This window comes from Acinetobacter pullicarnis (assembly GCF_006352475.1).
Lineage (GTDB): Bacteria > Pseudomonadota > Gammaproteobacteria > Pseudomonadales > Moraxellaceae > Acinetobacter > Acinetobacter pullicarnis.
This window is the reverse complement of the sequence record NZ_VCMZ01000001.1, coordinates 3,418,550-3,433,939: the sequence shown is the minus strand read 5'-3', so window position 1 is coordinate 3,433,939 and position 15,390 is coordinate 3,418,550. Positions and strand designations below refer to the sequence as shown.

The 15,390-nt window shown below is 43.6% G+C and carries 13 protein-coding genes; 5 read left to right on the top strand and 8 right to left on the bottom strand.

Features of this window, described 5'->3' with window-relative positions:
- The first annotated feature begins 110 nt into the window (after nucleotides 1-110).
- Together FD716_RS15395 and FD716_RS15390 are read left to right on the top strand one after the other, a co-directional pair.
- Nucleotides 111-701 (top strand): LOG family protein, encoded by a 591-nt coding sequence (locus FD716_RS15395; RefSeq protein ID WP_139853133.1) that lies wholly within the window; start codon nucleotides 111-113, stop codon nucleotides 699-701.
- Between the two features lies 1 nt (nucleotide 702).
- On the top strand, nucleotides 703-1,110 hold the full coding sequence (locus FD716_RS15390) for an NUDIX hydrolase (protein WP_139853132.1): 408 nt from the start codon (nucleotides 703-705) through the stop codon (nucleotides 1,108-1,110).
- A 15-nt stretch (nucleotides 1,111-1,125) separates the two neighbouring features.
- Here the strand turns inward: FD716_RS15390 and FD716_RS15385 are convergent, their stop codons facing one another.
- Nucleotides 1,126-1,758 (bottom strand): ComF family protein, encoded by a 633-nt coding sequence (locus FD716_RS15385; protein WP_139853131.1) that lies wholly within the window; start codon nucleotides 1,756-1,758, stop codon nucleotides 1,126-1,128.
- A 178-nt stretch (nucleotides 1,759-1,936) separates the two neighbouring features.
- Complete coding sequence (recG, locus tag FD716_RS15380; protein ID WP_139853130.1) at nucleotides 1,937-3,982, bottom strand: ATP-dependent DNA helicase RecG; 2,046 nt, start codon at nucleotides 3,980-3,982, stop codon at nucleotides 1,937-1,939.
- 35 nt (nucleotides 3,983-4,017) lie between these two features.
- On the opposite strand from recG, the gene FD716_RS15375 reads away from it, so the two are divergent.
- Nucleotides 4,018-4,830, top strand: a complete 813-nt coding sequence (locus FD716_RS15375) for an NAD-dependent epimerase/dehydratase family protein (protein WP_139853129.1) — start codon at nucleotides 4,018-4,020, stop codon at nucleotides 4,828-4,830.
- Between the two features lie 14 nt (nucleotides 4,831-4,844).
- Here the strand turns inward: FD716_RS15375 and FD716_RS15370 are convergent, their stop codons facing one another.
- Entirely contained in the window at nucleotides 4,845-5,459 is a 615-nt protein-coding gene (locus FD716_RS15370; RefSeq protein WP_139853128.1) for a LysE family translocator, read from the bottom strand.
- A gap of 601 nt (nucleotides 5,460-6,060) precedes the next feature.
- Nucleotides 6,061-8,637: a glycerol-3-phosphate 1-O-acyltransferase PlsB gene (plsB, locus tag FD716_RS15365; protein ID WP_139853127.1), complete on the bottom strand. Its 2,577-nt coding sequence runs from the start codon at nucleotides 8,635-8,637 to the stop codon at nucleotides 6,061-6,063.
- A 219-nt stretch (nucleotides 8,638-8,856) separates the two neighbouring features.
- Here plsB and FD716_RS15360 point away from each other — a divergent pair, with 219 nt between their 5' ends.
- Both FD716_RS15360 and FD716_RS15355 read left to right on the top strand, forming a co-directional pair.
- Nucleotides 8,857-9,732, top strand: a complete 876-nt coding sequence (locus tag FD716_RS15360; protein ID WP_139853126.1) for an acyl-CoA thioesterase — start codon at nucleotides 8,857-8,859, stop codon at nucleotides 9,730-9,732.
- A 136-nt stretch (nucleotides 9,733-9,868) separates the two neighbouring features.
- Nucleotides 9,869-11,116, top strand: a complete 1,248-nt coding sequence (locus FD716_RS15355) for a dicarboxylate/amino acid:cation symporter (RefSeq protein WP_139853125.1) — start codon at nucleotides 9,869-9,871, stop codon at nucleotides 11,114-11,116.
- Between the two features lie 119 nt (nucleotides 11,117-11,235).
- Here the strand turns inward: FD716_RS15355 and yihA are convergent, their stop codons facing one another.
- The 4 genes from yihA to FD716_RS15335 all read right to left on the bottom strand — a co-directional run bounded on the left by yihA (nucleotide 11,236) and on the right by FD716_RS15335 (nucleotide 15,380).
- The gene (yihA, locus tag FD716_RS15350) at nucleotides 11,236-12,081 is read right to left on the bottom strand and encodes a ribosome biogenesis GTP-binding protein YihA/YsxC (RefSeq protein ID WP_139853124.1); all 846 of its coding nucleotides are present in this window, start codon (nucleotides 12,079-12,081) and stop codon (nucleotides 11,236-11,238) included.
- A gap of 108 nt (nucleotides 12,082-12,189) precedes the next feature.
- Nucleotides 12,190-12,633, bottom strand: a complete 444-nt coding sequence (locus FD716_RS15345; RefSeq protein ID WP_139853715.1) for an RrF2 family transcriptional regulator — start codon at nucleotides 12,631-12,633, stop codon at nucleotides 12,190-12,192.
- A 202-nt stretch (nucleotides 12,634-12,835) separates the two neighbouring features.
- The gene (locus FD716_RS15340; protein ID WP_139853714.1) at nucleotides 12,836-13,600 is read right to left on the bottom strand and encodes a globin domain-containing protein; all 765 of its coding nucleotides are present in this window, start codon (nucleotides 13,598-13,600) and stop codon (nucleotides 12,836-12,838) included.
- A 241-nt stretch (nucleotides 13,601-13,841) separates the two neighbouring features.
- Nucleotides 13,842-15,380, bottom strand: a complete 1,539-nt coding sequence (locus FD716_RS15335) for a helicase HerA-like domain-containing protein (protein ID WP_139853123.1) — start codon at nucleotides 15,378-15,380, stop codon at nucleotides 13,842-13,844.
- Between the last annotated feature and the right edge of the window lie 10 nt (nucleotides 15,381-15,390).

Genomic DNA, 15,390 nt, shown 5'->3' with positions numbered 1-15,390 from the left:
ATTTTAGACAAGGATTCAAGGAAAAACACTTATTAACTCACTAATTTTTTAAAAATTCATCTGCTCGATGTTTTTTCCAACATACAATCTGACAACAAGGTTCAAATGATATGAATTCAATTGCAGTTTTTTGTGGTTCGGCCTTAGGTACGGATACAATTTTTGCTGAACAAGCACGATTAACCGGTGAAATGATCGCCAAAGCAGGCAAAACATTGGTCTACGGTGGTGGGCGATCTGGGCTAATGGGAATTGTTGCGGACAGCGCATTAGCTGCAGGCGGGAAGGTCATTGGTGTCATCCCTCAAGGTTTGGCGGATAAGGAGTTGGCACATCCTGATTTGACTGAATTATATGTGGTGCAAGATATGCATCAGCGTAAAACCAAGATGTCTGAATTGTCCGATACTTTTATTGCGCTACCAGGTGGCTCTGGGACGCTCGAAGAAATTTTTGAACAATGGACTTGGGCGCAACTAGGCATTCATTTAAAGCCTTGTGCATTTTTAAACATCAATGGTTTTTATGATGATCTGATTCGCTTTATTGATGTCACAGCAACAAAAGGTTTTACCAAATCGCGTTTTTCCGAAGCCTTAATTTACAGCAACCGTATTGAGGAAATCTTGCAGCAATTTGAAGATTATGTTGCACCTGAACCGAAATGGGGCAAACAAGAACGTGTTGAGTTAGCGATCTAACATGAAATGTATAACAGTTTCGGCTGCTGTGATTGTCAATGCACAGCAGCAAATTTTATTGGTACGCAAACACAATACCGCGTTCTTTATGCAAGTGGGTGGCAAGCTAGAGCCGAATGAATCTGCTGAAGCAGCACTCTTACGTGAGGTTGAGGAAGAGACCGGTTCTACAGCCACAATTCAGCAGTTTATCGGGCGCTTTGAAACAGCAGCGGCCAATGAGGCCAATCACTTATTGGTCAGCTATTTATATTGGGTTGAGCTGGATCAAGTGCCGCAGATACAGGCAGAAATTGCAGAGCTGTGTTGGTTGGATTTGGCGGCTATTCCTGAACAAGCGTTGTTGGCACCCTTGACCAAAGAGATTGTGATTCCGTGGTGCCAACAGCATTTTTCTGCGATGGCATAAATGTTGGATTGGGCTTTATTTTTCATGTGCGGCTGCAATACAGACTGCCTCAACTTGGGTGCAGCCGAGCCGGTATAAGGCATCGGATAGGGCGTGAATCGAACTGCCGGTGGTGATGACATCATCTAAAATCAAGACTTTTTTATAGCGCCCCTGTTGCTGTGGTCGAGGTTTAAATTGGTGATTCATTTGTGCGAGTCGTTCAGTGCGACTCAAGCCTTTTTGTGCATGTTGTGCGGAGCGGATGATCGGTTGCCAAATTGGACGTTTTAATTGTTGTGCGACGATCTGGCTAATCAATAACATTTGGTTGTAGCCGCGTTCAATCAAGCGTTGTGTTGAGATCGGCATGGCCACCAACGCATCGACCTTGGGGAGAGTTAAGCTGAGCAGGCTATGCGCCAACATGATTTGAAAATGCAGTTGTTGCTCATATTTGAATTTTTGAATCACACGGTCAATCGGGAAAGCGTAATCGTGCGCGACCAAGACATTTTGTTCGTGCCGATGAATATGCTTTTTTGACCAAGGCAACGCTTGCCAGCAGTCGGTGCAGAGCGAATGTGCTTGTTGCTGGTCGAGTCCACACAGTTGGCAAGGCAGCTGTTTGGTGAGTCGGGATTTAATAAGCATGTGAATTTGTTTCATCAACAATCACCGTGATTTAACTGAGCATTGTAGCGGTTCGCTGCTATAGATTGATGGCTGCCCAGATGTAGCATTGCGCGATGTATAAAATAGCCTAAGTCACAAGTCACAAGTCACAAGTCACAAGTCACAAGTCACAAGTCACAAGTCACAAGTCACAAGTCACAAGTCACAAGTCTTAGACATAGGCGTAGCGCGGTGCTTGTGGTAACCAGCGATTGAGTAAAGCTTCGGCTTGCTGCGGATAATCTTTTAAGACCTCGCCAGCAATCAGATGTGCATCTGCCAAAAGATGTTCATCACGTTCGAGTTTAGCCACGCGAAAACCCATATCGCCCGTTTGCTTGGTACCCAATAGCTCACCGGGTCCACGAATTTCCAAGTCTTTTTCTGCAATCACAAAGCCATCGTTACTTTCACGTAAAATTTTCAAACGTTCATGGCCATTTTGCGACAGTGGATATTTATATAGAAGTGCGCAGAAGCTGGCCTGTGCACCTCGACCAACCCGACCACGGAGCTGATGCAATTGGGACAGCCCTAAACGTTCTGCATTTTCAATCACCATAATTGAAGCATTCGGTACATCAACGCCAACCTCAATCACAGTGGTGGCGATCAGTAATTGTAATTGATTGTCTTTGAACTGCTGCATCACCGCTTGTTTGTCTGCGGATTTCATTTTGCCATGCACCAAGCCAATTTTAATCTCAGGGAAACGACTTTGAATTTCTGCATAAGTGGCTTCTGCCGCTTGGGCATCGAGGGTTTCCGATTGTTCAACCAAGGTGCAGACCCAATAGGCTTGTTTGCCTTCAGCACAATTGCTGGCAATTCGAGTCAGCACTTCTTCACGTCGATTTAAAGGAATCGTTACGGTCTGAATCGGGGTGCGTCCTGGTGGTAACTCATCAATTACCGATGTATCGAGGTCACCATAGGCAGACATGGCAAGGGTGCGCGGAATGGGAGTGGCGGTCATCACCAATTGATGCGGTGTGGTTTGATCTTGGCCTTTATTGCGCAGCGCCAAACGTTGATCGACCCCAAAGCGATGCTGTTCATCGATGATGACCAGACCGAGCTTATTGAACTCAACATGATCTTGGAAGAGTGCATGGGTGCCGACCACTAAGTGAGCAGTACCATCTTTGACTTGTGCTTCTGTTTCGGCACGGGCTTTGGCTTTTTGTTTGCCTGCCAACCACACGACATTTAAGCCCAAAGGCTCAAACCATTTTTGAAAATTTAAATAATGTTGTTCCGCTAAAATTTCAGTCGGAGCCATTAATGCAACTTGCCAACCGGCTTCAAGCGCATGACAAGCGGCAACACCTGCCACTAAGGTTTTTCCTGCACCGACATCACCTTGTACCAAACGTAGCATCGGCTTGGCTTGAGCGAGGTCTTGCACAATTTCCTTCGATACTCGTTTTTGCGCCTTGGTCATTTCAAAAGGTAGTCCTGCAAGCAGTTGCTTGGCCAAGTTTCGACTTGGGGCAAAGGCAGGGGCCGCAATGTGCTGAATATAGGCACGACGGGTCAGTAAGCTAATTTGATGTGCGACCAACTCTTCAAGAATCAAGCGCTGCTGTGCAGGGTGAGTGGCTTGTGCCAGTTGTAACATATTGGCATCCACCGGTGGGTGGTGGATATATTCGAGGGCTTGTTTGAGCGCATAACCGTTGCTAAATTTTTGTGGTAATAGTTCGGCTAAATCGTGGCTATGTAGTTTGAGGGTTTTATCAATATAGTCACGTAGTTTGGCTTGCGTCAGTCCATCTGTGCTTGGGTAGATGGCAGTCAGTTGGGTCTTAGGCAGTGCAGTATGTGAACTAATCAGTTGGATTTCGGGGTGATAAAGCTCTAAACCACGTGCACCAACACGCACCTCACCAAAAATGCGCAAGCGATTACCGATTTGGGCACGATCTGTGAGTGCTTTATAAATATGATAAAAACGTAAAGTGACTTTGCCAAAATCATCTTGCAGTAAAATCGCCAGCGATTGGCGTTTACCAGGGGGATGATCAACAGATTGCACCACGCCTTCAAGCAGATAACTACGCCCAACCGTTAATTGGTTCATGGCAATGATCGTGCTACGATCCTCATAGTCACGTGGCAAATGAAACAGTAAGTCATCTGTGGTCAGTATGTTGAGCTTTTCAAGTAAAGCTGCAGAGGCTGAACCGACCCCTTGTATTTGATGGACTGCTGCCATGTCCTCTCATCTTTGTCTGTGAATGCGGTGATTCGATGCATATTCTATTTGTGGGTTATGGTAAAACATCCCAGCGTGTTGCTAAACATTTATTTCAAGCTGGCCATAAAGTTAGCACAATAAGTCGTAGCTCGAAACCAGCAGATGGCGCAAACCATCTGATTCAAGACATCTATCAGTTAGATCTCTCTAGGCTAGCACCAATTGATGTGGCGTATATCTTGTTAACACCTGAACAGGGCACGTCGGAAGCCTATCAGCATACCTATGTCGATTCTGTTACCCCAATTGCTGCAGCACTCCGTGCACATCCGATTAAGAAAGTAATCGTCGTGTCTTCCACCCGAGTTTATGGTCTAGACCAAGGCCAAGTCGTTGATGATCAAACTTTGCCGAAACCTAATGATCGACAAGGGGAGTTATTGCTAGAGATGGAGCAGGCATGGCAGCAAGCCTATCCATTGCAAACAGTGCTGGTTCGGCCAAGCGGAATTTATGGAACTTCGGTTGCACGGATGATTAAGTTGGCACACAGCACTCAGACTTATCCAAAAATGCATTGGAGCAATCGGATTCACATTGAAGACTTGGCACGGTTTTTAGCAGCATTGCTTCACGTGGAACCATCGGTAGCTTCTTATCTAGTCAGCAATAATCAGCCAACTTTGCTGCATGAAACGATTGTGTGGTTTCAACAACGGCTTGGTTTGGTGGAACTGCAATTATTAGGCGATGCGACGTCGGGTAAGAAAATTTATGCACAGCATATGTATGAGACTGGGTTTAAGTTGCAGCATCCCAATTGTTTTCAGGATTATGAACGACTATTAGAAGAGGGGGCTCAGTAGTTTATTTTGCTCGATTAAATACTGCTGCCCAATAGGATATAGATTGCCAGTAAGATAAAAATAACACCGCTGAGCAGATCGATTTTAGTTTGATGCGCCATTAAAAAACGAGCGCTATACTGTCCGATTTTTGCATAGCAGAAATGTACGCTTAGGGTGGAGAGCAATAGGATTGCTGTTAAATATAGATTTTGTTTGAGCAAACCCTGTTGTGGGTCAATAAAAGCGGGAAATAAAGCACTAAAGAAAATTAAAGTTTTCGGATTGAATACAGACATCATGTAGCCAGCAACAAAGCTAAATGGCTGCATTTCTGGTTTATCCTGATTGATGCTTTGTCCCTTGAAGGCACTAGAAATACACGCTATGCCAAGATAAAACAGATATAACCCGCCTATGAACTGTAGCGTATAAAATAGGACTTTAGAGGTGGAAATCAGGACGATAATTCCACACATGCTCAAGACTGCGACAAAGCCTAACCCGGCTTGAATACCAATTATTAACGGTAGGGTACGCTTAAATCCAAAGCGCATTGAGCAATGGATCACGGAGATGGTACCGGGGCCTGGGGTCGCTGCTGCAAAGATACATGTGGCGATATAAGTCAATTGATCAATGGCTTGCATGAGGAGATTAGCCTTTTTTAGTAATCAACAGTGTCATCGGCCAATGGAGATCATACTTATTATTTTTAATTTCAATTCCTAATATCTCTGCTGCTATAGTTTGAATAGGCGCATAACAGGATTCAATTTTCATAGTATTTCTTCTTATGTGAAAATAAAATTCATTATTTAGCTAAAATTTAAAAATTATAGATAAAGAATGTAATCTAATCGTTTTAAAGATATTTAGATTGCTGGTCGTTTTTAATATTATTGATTTAACCTACTTATTTTTAAATCTATTCCGTCTTTTTAGTATGCAATTTATTTTGCAGTAACACTTTTAAGAGCATGCAATTACGCAGTCGTACGGCAAGCAGGTTATTCTTACAAGGATTGTGATGAGTGATCGAAAATTAGCATGAAGTTTTCGATGCTGGATTGCTACGGTGGTTGAGAAAGTAGAGCGTCGTTGTGACTTTTACGATCAAAGTCATTTAGCAGGGCATTTTAAAAAAGCTTTGGGAACAACACCGAATCCATATCGGCAAGATGTGCGGTTGGGATTTTGTTGAAAGCTCGTCCTAACCCTCTCCTAGACGGAGAGGGTATCAACGGCAGATTATTTCTTTTTACGTTTCAAGCGCTTCTTGGCATTTTGCGCGGCAACGGCATCCAGTGCTTCTTTGAGTTCTTCATCGGTGAACGAGGTGATATGTTGCAGCATTTGCAGGGTCACATCATCGAGGACTAAATTGGCGTACTGTGCAACGTTACGGAATTGCTCATCAAAGGTCAGGCCGCCTTCTTCATTGGTGCTGATATAGCCTTGTTGAGTGAGCACTTTGATAAAGCCTTGGAACAATGATTTATCAAAGAATTCTGGAGAATTAAACTCGTAGAGTACCGACAGGCGCTGACCCAATAAGTGACTGAGATCTTCAACCTGTCTGGTTGAAATGTTGCCTGAACCACGCTGGGTGATCAGTGCCAAAGTCATATAATAGCGTTCTAAACTTTGCATCACTGGTGCAGCTAACACAGCCAATTGGTTGTGGTCTTCGCTGTTGCGCACTGGGCTATTGAGTATGCCTTCAGCATCCATCTGGATCAGATTGGCTTTGACCAGAGCATCCACATATTGCAGGATTTGATCTTTGAGTTCAGCATCTTTCCATTTTAAGAACAGTTCTGCTTTTAGGAATGGATATAAAGTGCGGATGACATTGATTAAATCACCTTGACCAATTTTACCATTGTGCTCAACAAGGGCTGCAATCAATGATGGTAATACGAAAGCATGCAAGATGTTATTGCGGAAATAAGTCAGCAACACCGCTTGATTATCTTCAATCGCAATAATATCGCCAAGCACGTGTTGAATACGTTTGATCAGTTTTAATTTCAGACCGTAGGCAATAATTTCCTTGCCCGAAAGGTGGGTAATTTGCGTGCGCTCATCGTATGGCAGGGCTGAAGCCAGCTTGCGGTAGGTGTCGAGTTGCTTGATGCAAATTTCTTCATCTAAGGTGTGCTTTGGTGTTGCCAATAAAATCAGTGAGAGCAATGAAACTGGATTGATCACCACCGCACGGTTGATGTTTTCTAAAATCGCATTGGCTGAACTGTTGACTGCATCGGAAACTTCTTGCGGAATTGGATCATCATTGCGTTTGATTTCAATGTTTTCGGCATTGTGTTGTTTGAGCAAATCATCTAGAAATACGGGTTCGCCAAAGTTGACATGTACTTTACCAAAAATACGTTCAATTTTTCTTAATGCGCCAATAATCCCAAAGATCGATTCCGCTTCTTTGGGTTTACCTTGCATTTCACCCACATAGGTTGAGCCTTCCATTAAGCGCTCATAACCAATATAGGTTGGAAGGAATACAATCGGCTTCGACTTGCCACGTAAATGGCTGTGTACCGTCATGGCCAACATGCCTGTTTTAGGCGGTAATAGACGACCGGTACGTGAACGTCCGCCTTCAATAAAGTATTCGAGTGGCGTATTGCGCGACAAAATACTAAACAAATATTCTTTGAATACTGAGGTATACAATGCGCTACCACGGAATGAGCGACGAATAAAGAACGCGCCACCACCACGCAACAGTTGGCCGACAAAGGGGAGGTTCAGGTTATCGCCTGCCGCAATATAAGGCACCATCAAACCACGACGATGAATCACATAAGACAATAATAAATAATCGATGTGGCTGCGGTGGCAAGGGGTATAGATAATTTCGTAATCTTTTGCCAGTTCACGAACCGTACTAAAGTTATGTACTTCAACCCCATCATAGAGCTGTGTCCAAAGGCGGGTCAGTGCCATATCTGCAAAGCGAACTGCTGAATAAGAATAATCAGAAGCGATCTCGTTGACATGCCCAATGGCCCGACGTTCAGCTTCGACCATGCTGATTTTGCTGCGAATACTTTCTTTACGCACCGCATCTTGGACTTCTTCTGATTTGATCAGAGAGTGCATTACATTACGACGGTCGGATAAATCGGGACCAAGAATAACTTCACGTTGACCATCGAGGTAATTGTTTAGCTGACTTAGGATATAGGTTGCTGGTGATAAATTTGGATGGTGAATGGTGGCGTAGCCAATTAAGTCTTTGAGTGATTGGGGTTTATGGAACTCTAAATAGGACTGGCGACCATGTATCCCAATATTCATCAGCTGTTTTACTTTGCTTGGCGTTGCCCAAGTGTCCGTAAACAATAGTCTAAATAAGGAGTCTTCTTTGTCTGGTGAGCGGCCCCAGAGTACCGTCACAGGAATCAATTCGACATCGTAGTCTGGGTTTTTTTCAAGGAACTCAATGAGACGGATCAAACGCGGAGGAAAGGCGTGTGAAGGCGGATTCACTAAATTGGTTTCATCTTTATGTTGTAAAAAAATAACCGCCTTTTTTTCTTGATGCTGGCCAAGTGTAAACGCATCCAAAGCAGGTTGGAGTTTTAAGCGGCGTGTTTCGCTATCGACAACCAAGGCATTACTGCGTGAATAGTTTTGTAATACGTAGCAGACAATTTTGTGCGTTGCGGCTTGTTCTTGTTCTGGGTTTTGCGGGCTAAGCGGGGCGTCATTTGGAACCTCACCGAGGACGTGCGGGGTAACCACAAGATCAAGTAGTTTACTGGAAAGTCGACGATAAATTTGACCAAAACTACTCTTGGACATAAAAACTCCTAGCGAATGACGCAGCCGTTGAGAACCACATGGGAAAGTATTTTTCGAGATTATATCAAATAACCGACAACACAATACAGTCAATCAATGTCGCGCTATTCATTGAATAGGTGTGGCAAAATATCCGCTCAGGGTGTGTAATCTCAAACATTGTCACTTCAATATGATTAAGCTGCATCGATATAGGGATATACAGAGGATAAATTGGGTATGAATCAACTCACTACAGAGCTTGTAGATCTATTAACGCTAGAGAGACTCGAAGCGCATATTTTTCGCGGACAAAGTCGAAACCTTGTTGGAAAGCGGGTGTTCGGTGGTCAAGTCTTGGGGCAGGCTTTACGTGCGGCATCTTATACGACTGACCGTCCTGCGCATTCATTACATGCTTATTTTCTTTATGGTGGTGACATTAACGCACCAATTATCTATGAAGTCGATAAGTTACGTGATGGCAAAAGTTTTATTAGCCGCCAGGTACGCGCGATTCAGCATGGTCGAATTATTTTTTCGGCAATGGTGTCTTTCGTGAATGAGGAAGAAGGTTTGGGTTATCAAATGGAATCGCCAGATTATCCAGAGCCAGATGAACTGATTCCTGAACAGCAGCTTAAAGAAAGCCTGATCGATTTTGTCCCTGAAAATATTCGTGCTGCATTTATGCGACCGCGTCAGGTTGAAATTCGGCCAGTAACAGTAAGTAATCCATTTCTACCGCACCCGGAAATACCGAAGCAAGCGCATTATCTGCGTACACATCAACCTATCGCACCTGGACTTGTGGACGATATTTCTTTACACCAAGCGATTGTGGCGTTCTATTCGGACTACACCTTGATGGTGACGGGACTAAAACCGCATGGTTTAAGCTATGTATCGCCAAGCCTGCAGTGTGCCAGTATTGATCATGCGATTTATTTCCATCGTCCTGTTCGTGCTGACCAGTGGATGCTCTACGATATGGAGTCCACGGTAACACATAGCTCTCGCGGCTTAAATTTCGGTCGGATGTGGCAAAATGGCAAACTGGTTTGCAGTACCACACAAGAAGGCTTAATGCGAGTGCGTGAGTTTAAAACGCAATGAGTCGTGGGCGAACGTGTGTGTGCATAATTTGAGCTATATAAAGCATTTATTTTATGCCTAATTTTCTTAATTAGACTCGATTGATTGTCTAAGAAATGGCATAGTGCAGGCAAACCCACAATTAAAATCAACACGTATGAGCCTTAATACCCAAATTTTAATCGCGGCAATCCTAGGTGTCGGATTCGGTTTTTTCTTAAATGAATTCCCAGCAGGCACATTTGTTGCTGGTAGCCTTTATGGTCTAAACATTGCCAGCAGTATTTTCATCGGCTTGCTGAAAATGCTGCTGGTGCCCTTGATTTTTAGCTCGATTGTGGTTGGTGTGTCTAATTTACAGTCTGGTGGGCAATTGGGGAAAGTGTGGAAAATCACGCTGATGTGCTTTGTTACCACCACGACGTTGGCTTTGATTTTGGGGCTGAGTGCGGCGCATCTGTTTGACGTGGGTAAGGGCGTTGATATTGCGCTATTCCAAGATGCAATGCAGTCGCAGAAAACGCCGGACACCTTAACGCCTTCTTCATTTTTCACCAATTTTATTCAAAACACCTTAATTAACCCATTTAAAGCCTTTGCTGATGGCAATATTTTGGCTGTCGTGATTTTTGCCTTGTTGGTTGGGGTGGGGTTGGTGCAAGGTGGGCCGCGTTTTAGCAGTATCCTCAAGTTAAGTCAGCAGTTTTTTGACATGATGATGCTCATGATCTCTTGGGTGATGAAGCTAGCACCTTTGGGGATTTTTGCCCTGTTGGCAAAACTGATCGCCACCGAAGACATTAGTATTTTAAGCCGCTTACTTGAGTTTTCTTTGGTGGTGACGGGAACAACTATTTTCCATGGTTTAGTCGTCTTGCCATTATTGCTGTGGATCTTTGGGCGAATGAGCCCTTGGCGATTTTTTAAAGGGGCGCGTGCTGCATTGATCACGGCATTTGCCACCAGTTCAAGCTCGGCAACGATGCCGTTATCAATGCAATGTGCGCAGCAAAACCTAGGTGTGCGTGCGGAAACAGCAGGTTTTGTTATTCCTTTGGGGTCGCAATTAAATATGGATGGTACAGCGCTGTATGAGGCTGCTGCGGCTTTATTTATTGCTAACTTAATGGGCTTAGAGTTAAGTTTGACACAGCAATTGATCGTCTGTTTAACCGCAATGATCGCCTCTTTGGGAGCACCCGGTATTCCGAGCGCGGGCATGGTCACTATGATTATGGTGTTGCAATCAGTGGGCTTGCCAGCGGAAGCGATTGCGATTTTACTACCGATTGACCGCTTATTAGATACCGTACGTACGGTCGTGAACGTACAAGGTGACATTATGATTAGTGTCGTGGTCGACCATCACGTCAAAGATGATGCATTAGATTCGATCAAGAGCTAATGTAGAGAATTAAGCGAATTTAAGCATAAAAATGGGCGCTGAATGCGCCCATTTTTATTGCTGAATCATCTATTTGATCAGACTTTCTAACAGCAGTTAAGCTATTTCAATCAGATGAATTATTTAGATTCTTCGATGCTTTCAGTCGTATCGGTACCGTGCGCTAGATCAGAATCAGCCTCACTTTCCACATCCGCATCGGCTTCAGAAAGTGTTGGAATACTGCTTAAATCAAACTCTGGTTTTACCTCGAGGGTGTAGTTAAGTCGACCAGCCATTACGCTGGCTAACTCTTCAAGTCCTTGTCGATTCATTGATGAAAATAACTGAATCGAGAAGTTTAGATTCATTTTTTTCAATTGCTGTTGCACTTCATGCAAGACTTTATGGGCAGGTCCACGATTTAACTTGTCTGATTTGGTCAACAACACATGCATGAACAAATTACGTGAATGTGCCCATTCCAACATCATGATGTCAAAATGCTGTAGTGGATGACGGATATCCATCAATAACACCAAGCCTTGTAAGCTTTCACGGTGAATCAAGTAATTCTCAAGTTCTTTTTGCCAAACCAATTTCATCGCTTCAGGCACCGCTGCATAGCCATAACCAGGAAGGTCGACTAAGCGTTGATCGGGATTGCCCAAGCTAAAAAAGTTGATCATCTGGGTGCGACCAGGACGTTTCGAGGCACGAGCCAGCTGCTTTTGGTTGGTGATGGCATTGATTGCACTCGACTTACCGGCATTAGAGCGACCAGCAAAGGCAATTTCATAACCTGTATCCTCAACACATAAGTTTAGCTTAGGTGCACTCATGAGAAACTCAGCCTGACGCAACCAAGTTAAGGAAGAAGATGAATATGCCGAGATCGCAGAGTCCACCTTTTTCTCATAACTGATTTTTTGTTTCGGGGCGTTGGCTGTCTTACTATTTTTCGACTTTCCACTACTGCGATGCATAATTTAACTTCAAACCTAATCGTCAACGACATGCATTATATAGGAACTCAATTGTGCAAGCGAATCTGTCTGTATTTATGGAGGGTGGGATGAGGGATTTACGCCACTTTAAATGTTGTAAAGTGAAATGTAATTTGTACTTGAGCTCATCGTTGCAGCCGCAGATTGAACCACATCGGCTAAGCGGTATTGATTTAAATGATTATAGAATTGCTGCATGGCCTGATCTAAAACACCTTTAAGGTCGCAATGCTTACGAAGTACACAAGGAGGGCTGTTGCAGTCGATAATCTCTTGATTACCTTGGAGAATTTTTACCATTTCACCCAGTTGAGCGCTGAGCGCATCTGGGTTTAATCGGATGCCACCCCCTTTGCCACGACTGGTGATAATCCATTCATTTTTAGCCATGAAATGGACAACTTTAACCAAGTGGTTTTGTGAAACCTGTAAGTTCTCTGCTAACTCCGCAATGGTGTACGGCACATCCCGTGGTGGTGAGATGTACATGACGATGCGTAAGGCGTAGTCGGTAAACTTATTCAGTTGCATGAGGCTTAAAACTACATTAAATGAGATTTTCCGTATGATAACGCGTAGTTGCATAGAGATCATCTAAAGAATTTTTAAATGCCCTGTAAATGGGCGAGCATACTTGGGATTATAAAATATTAGCAAAAATCAGAAGTTGAAAATAGAAACAGATCATCAAGAGATGATCTGTTTGAAAACAAAGATTTAATTTTTATCCAAATTATCTGGTTGGTAGTGGTGCGCTGACTGTGACACGGTCACCAACGTTGTAATGGTTAAGTAAAATATTTGGAACTGAATATTCAGTATGATTTTCTTCAGGTTTAACCACAAATTGATATTGCTGTTCGGCACTGTCGCTCAGTGTGAATTGATGTGGTTGATGTAAGTCGTGGGTAGGTACTTTAACTTTAACTGAAATAAATTCACCTGTATTCGCGGCAAGTAGGGCTTCAGTGTCTGTTGGTTTAACGGTGAAGCGTTGACCTGCATCTGTACTTTCGATGGCGGCAATCTCAAACTCACGCCAGCCCGCCCAGCCACCAACTTGTGCACTGAGTGCTTCGTATTTTTGTTTTTCAACATTAATCAAAATTTCTGCAAGCTGTAAATACGCTTGTTCCCAAGCCGCAATTAAGTCTGATTCAAATGGAACATCAAGCACTTCACTGATTGAATGTAAGAGGTTTTCGCCTACAATCGAATACTGGTCTGCTTGGATATCGAGACTGACGTGTTTTTTGGCAATATGTTCAATTGCTTTGGCCAACACAGTTGGATTTTCAATGTGTTCAGCATAAGCCAAAACCGCACCCGCCAATGCACGTGGTTGACGACCAGATTCTTGGCTATCGAGATTAAATATATTTTTAAGTTCTGGGTTGTTGTTCAACATGCGTTTATAGAAATAACTGGTTAGCGCCACACCGTGTTCTTTCAATACAGGAACGGTACTTTTTACGAGTTCAATTTGCTGTGGTGTCATCATGGCTAAAACTACTGTTGTGATTATAAGATGTATTTAAAATACATTTTATCTATTCTATTGTAAATACTTATTTTTAAAAAACCATAAAATAATTAAGTCTATGTCGTATTCGAGTATCTCATAGGAATATGGCATTTATCTTTCACATACACTAAAGGCGATAACCCGTAGGCCTTTAGTGTTGTTAATTAATAGAAAAAATTTCGATGTCTTCGCTTTAGGTAGATCTTGCTTGGAGTTAACGTTTTCCAAACAATGAACCCAGTAAACCGCGAATTAATTTCTGACCACTTGATCCACCTAAGCTACGTGCAGCACTTTTGGCAAAGGTGCTGACGATATCCTCGGTTAATTTGCTGCGATCTTTGGCTTGGCGTTCGGCTTCTTTTTGTTGCTCCCGTTCAAACCGCTCCTGCTCTTTGGCGTGTTGCTTTGCCAGTACTTCCTGTTGTTTTGCTTCGTTTTCCAGCAATTGCTGTTGTGCGCTTTCATTGACTTTACGTTGTAGCATTTCATAGGCGCTGTCGCGATCAACTGCTTGCTCATAAACACCTGCAACTAAACTCTGTTGCATCAGTTTTTGTCGCTCGTCAGCATGAATAGGAGTGAAAGCGGAGCGTGGCGGCATGATCATGCCACGTTCTACAATTTGCGGTGTCCCTTGCTCGTCTAGACAGCTAATCAACGCTTCACCTACTGCAAGTGCAGTGATTACGGCTTCAGCTTTAAATTCTGGATTGGCTCTAAAGGTTTCTGCTGCTGTCTTTACTGCTTTTTGATCTTTGGGGGTGAATGCTCTGAGCGCATGTTGAATGCGATTGCCTAGTTGCCCAAGCACATTTTCAGGAATATCCAGCGGACTTTGACTAATAAAATAGATGCCAACGCCTTTGGAGCGAATTAAGCGAACCACTTGTTGAATTTTTTCTTGCAGTGTTGGGCTTGCATTATTGAAGAGTAAGTGGGCTTCATCAAAGAAAAATACCAATTTGGGTTGGTCTAAATCACCAACTTCTGGGAGTTTCTCAAATAACTCAGACAGCATCCAGAGTAAAAAGGTGGCATAGAGTTTTGGGGTGTTCATGAGCTTATCGGCAGCGAGGAGGTTAATATAGCCACGTCCATCAGCATCAGTCTGCATAAAATCCATAATATCTAGGCTAGGTTCGCCAAAAAAGTTTTCAGCGCCCTGATCCCCCAGCGCCAATAAGTTCCGTTGAATGGCACCTAAGCTGGCAGGGGAGAGGTTGCCATAATCCGCTTTTAAAGCGGATGCATTTTCACTGACATAACTCAGCATTGCTTTAAGATCTTTAAAGTCAATCAACAGTAGTCCTTGGTCATCCGCAATTCGAAACACCGCGGCAAGTACACCTTGTTGCGTGTCATTCAGATTCAGCATTTGTGCAAGTAGCAAAGGGCCTATTTCTGAAATGGTGGTGCGAATGGGATGGCCTTGTTCACCAAACAAATCCCAAAATGTAACCGGTGCGCCTTCAAAGTTGATCGCCTCAATACCTAAGCTTTGTAGACGCGCATCAAATTTGGGATTGCTTGTTCCTGCTTTGGCAATGCTGGATACATCGCCCTTGGCATCGGCGAGGAAAACCGGGACACCCATCTGAGAAAATCCTTCAGCCAACACTTTTAAGGTGACCGTTTTGCCTGTGCCAGTTGCACCTGCAATCAAGCCGTGCCGATTGGCAAACTGTGAATGTAGAACAATATCTGTTGCTAAATCAGTCGATTTCTTTGCAATGATCATGGGTGTTGCCATGGTATTCCCC

Bases quoted from the DNA above. Each gene is read 5' to 3' on its own strand.
- FD716_RS15395 (WP_139853133.1), top strand. From the start codon at position 111: ATGAATTCAATTGCAGTTTTTTGTGGTTCGGCCTTAGGTACGGATACA.
- FD716_RS15370 (WP_139853128.1), bottom strand. From the start codon at position 5,459: ATGCAAGCCATTGATCAATTGACTTATATCGCCACATGTATCTTTGCA.
- plsB (WP_139853127.1), bottom strand. From the start codon at position 8,637: ATGTCCAAGAGTAGTTTTGGTCAAATTTATCGTCGACTTTCCAGTAAA.
- FD716_RS15360 (WP_139853126.1), top strand. From the start codon at position 8,857: ATGAATCAACTCACTACAGAGCTTGTAGATCTATTAACGCTAGAGAGA.
- FD716_RS15390 (WP_139853132.1), top strand. From the start codon at position 703: ATGAAATGTATAACAGTTTCGGCTGCTGTGATTGTCAATGCACAGCAG.
- FD716_RS15385 (WP_139853131.1), bottom strand. From the start codon at position 1,758: ATGAAACAAATTCACATGCTTATTAAATCCCGACTCACCAAACAGCTG.
- recG (WP_139853130.1), bottom strand. From the start codon at position 3,982: ATGGCAGCAGTCCATCAAATACAAGGGGTCGGTTCAGCCTCTGCAGCT.
- FD716_RS15340 (WP_139853714.1), bottom strand. From the start codon at position 13,600: ATGACACCACAGCAAATTGAACTCGTAAAAAGTACCGTTCCTGTATTG.
- FD716_RS15375 (WP_139853129.1), top strand. From the start codon at position 4,018: ATGCATATTCTATTTGTGGGTTATGGTAAAACATCCCAGCGTGTTGCT.
- yihA (WP_139853124.1), bottom strand. From the start codon at position 12,081: ATGCATCGCAGTAGTGGAAAGTCGAAAAATAGTAAGACAGCCAACGCC.
- FD716_RS15355 (WP_139853125.1), top strand. From the start codon at position 9,869: ATGAGCCTTAATACCCAAATTTTAATCGCGGCAATCCTAGGTGTCGGA.
- FD716_RS15345 (WP_139853715.1), bottom strand. From the start codon at position 12,633: ATGCAACTGAATAAGTTTACCGACTACGCCTTACGCATCGTCATGTAC.
- FD716_RS15335 (WP_139853123.1), bottom strand. From the start codon at position 15,380: ATGGCAACACCCATGATCATTGCAAAGAAATCGACTGATTTAGCAACA.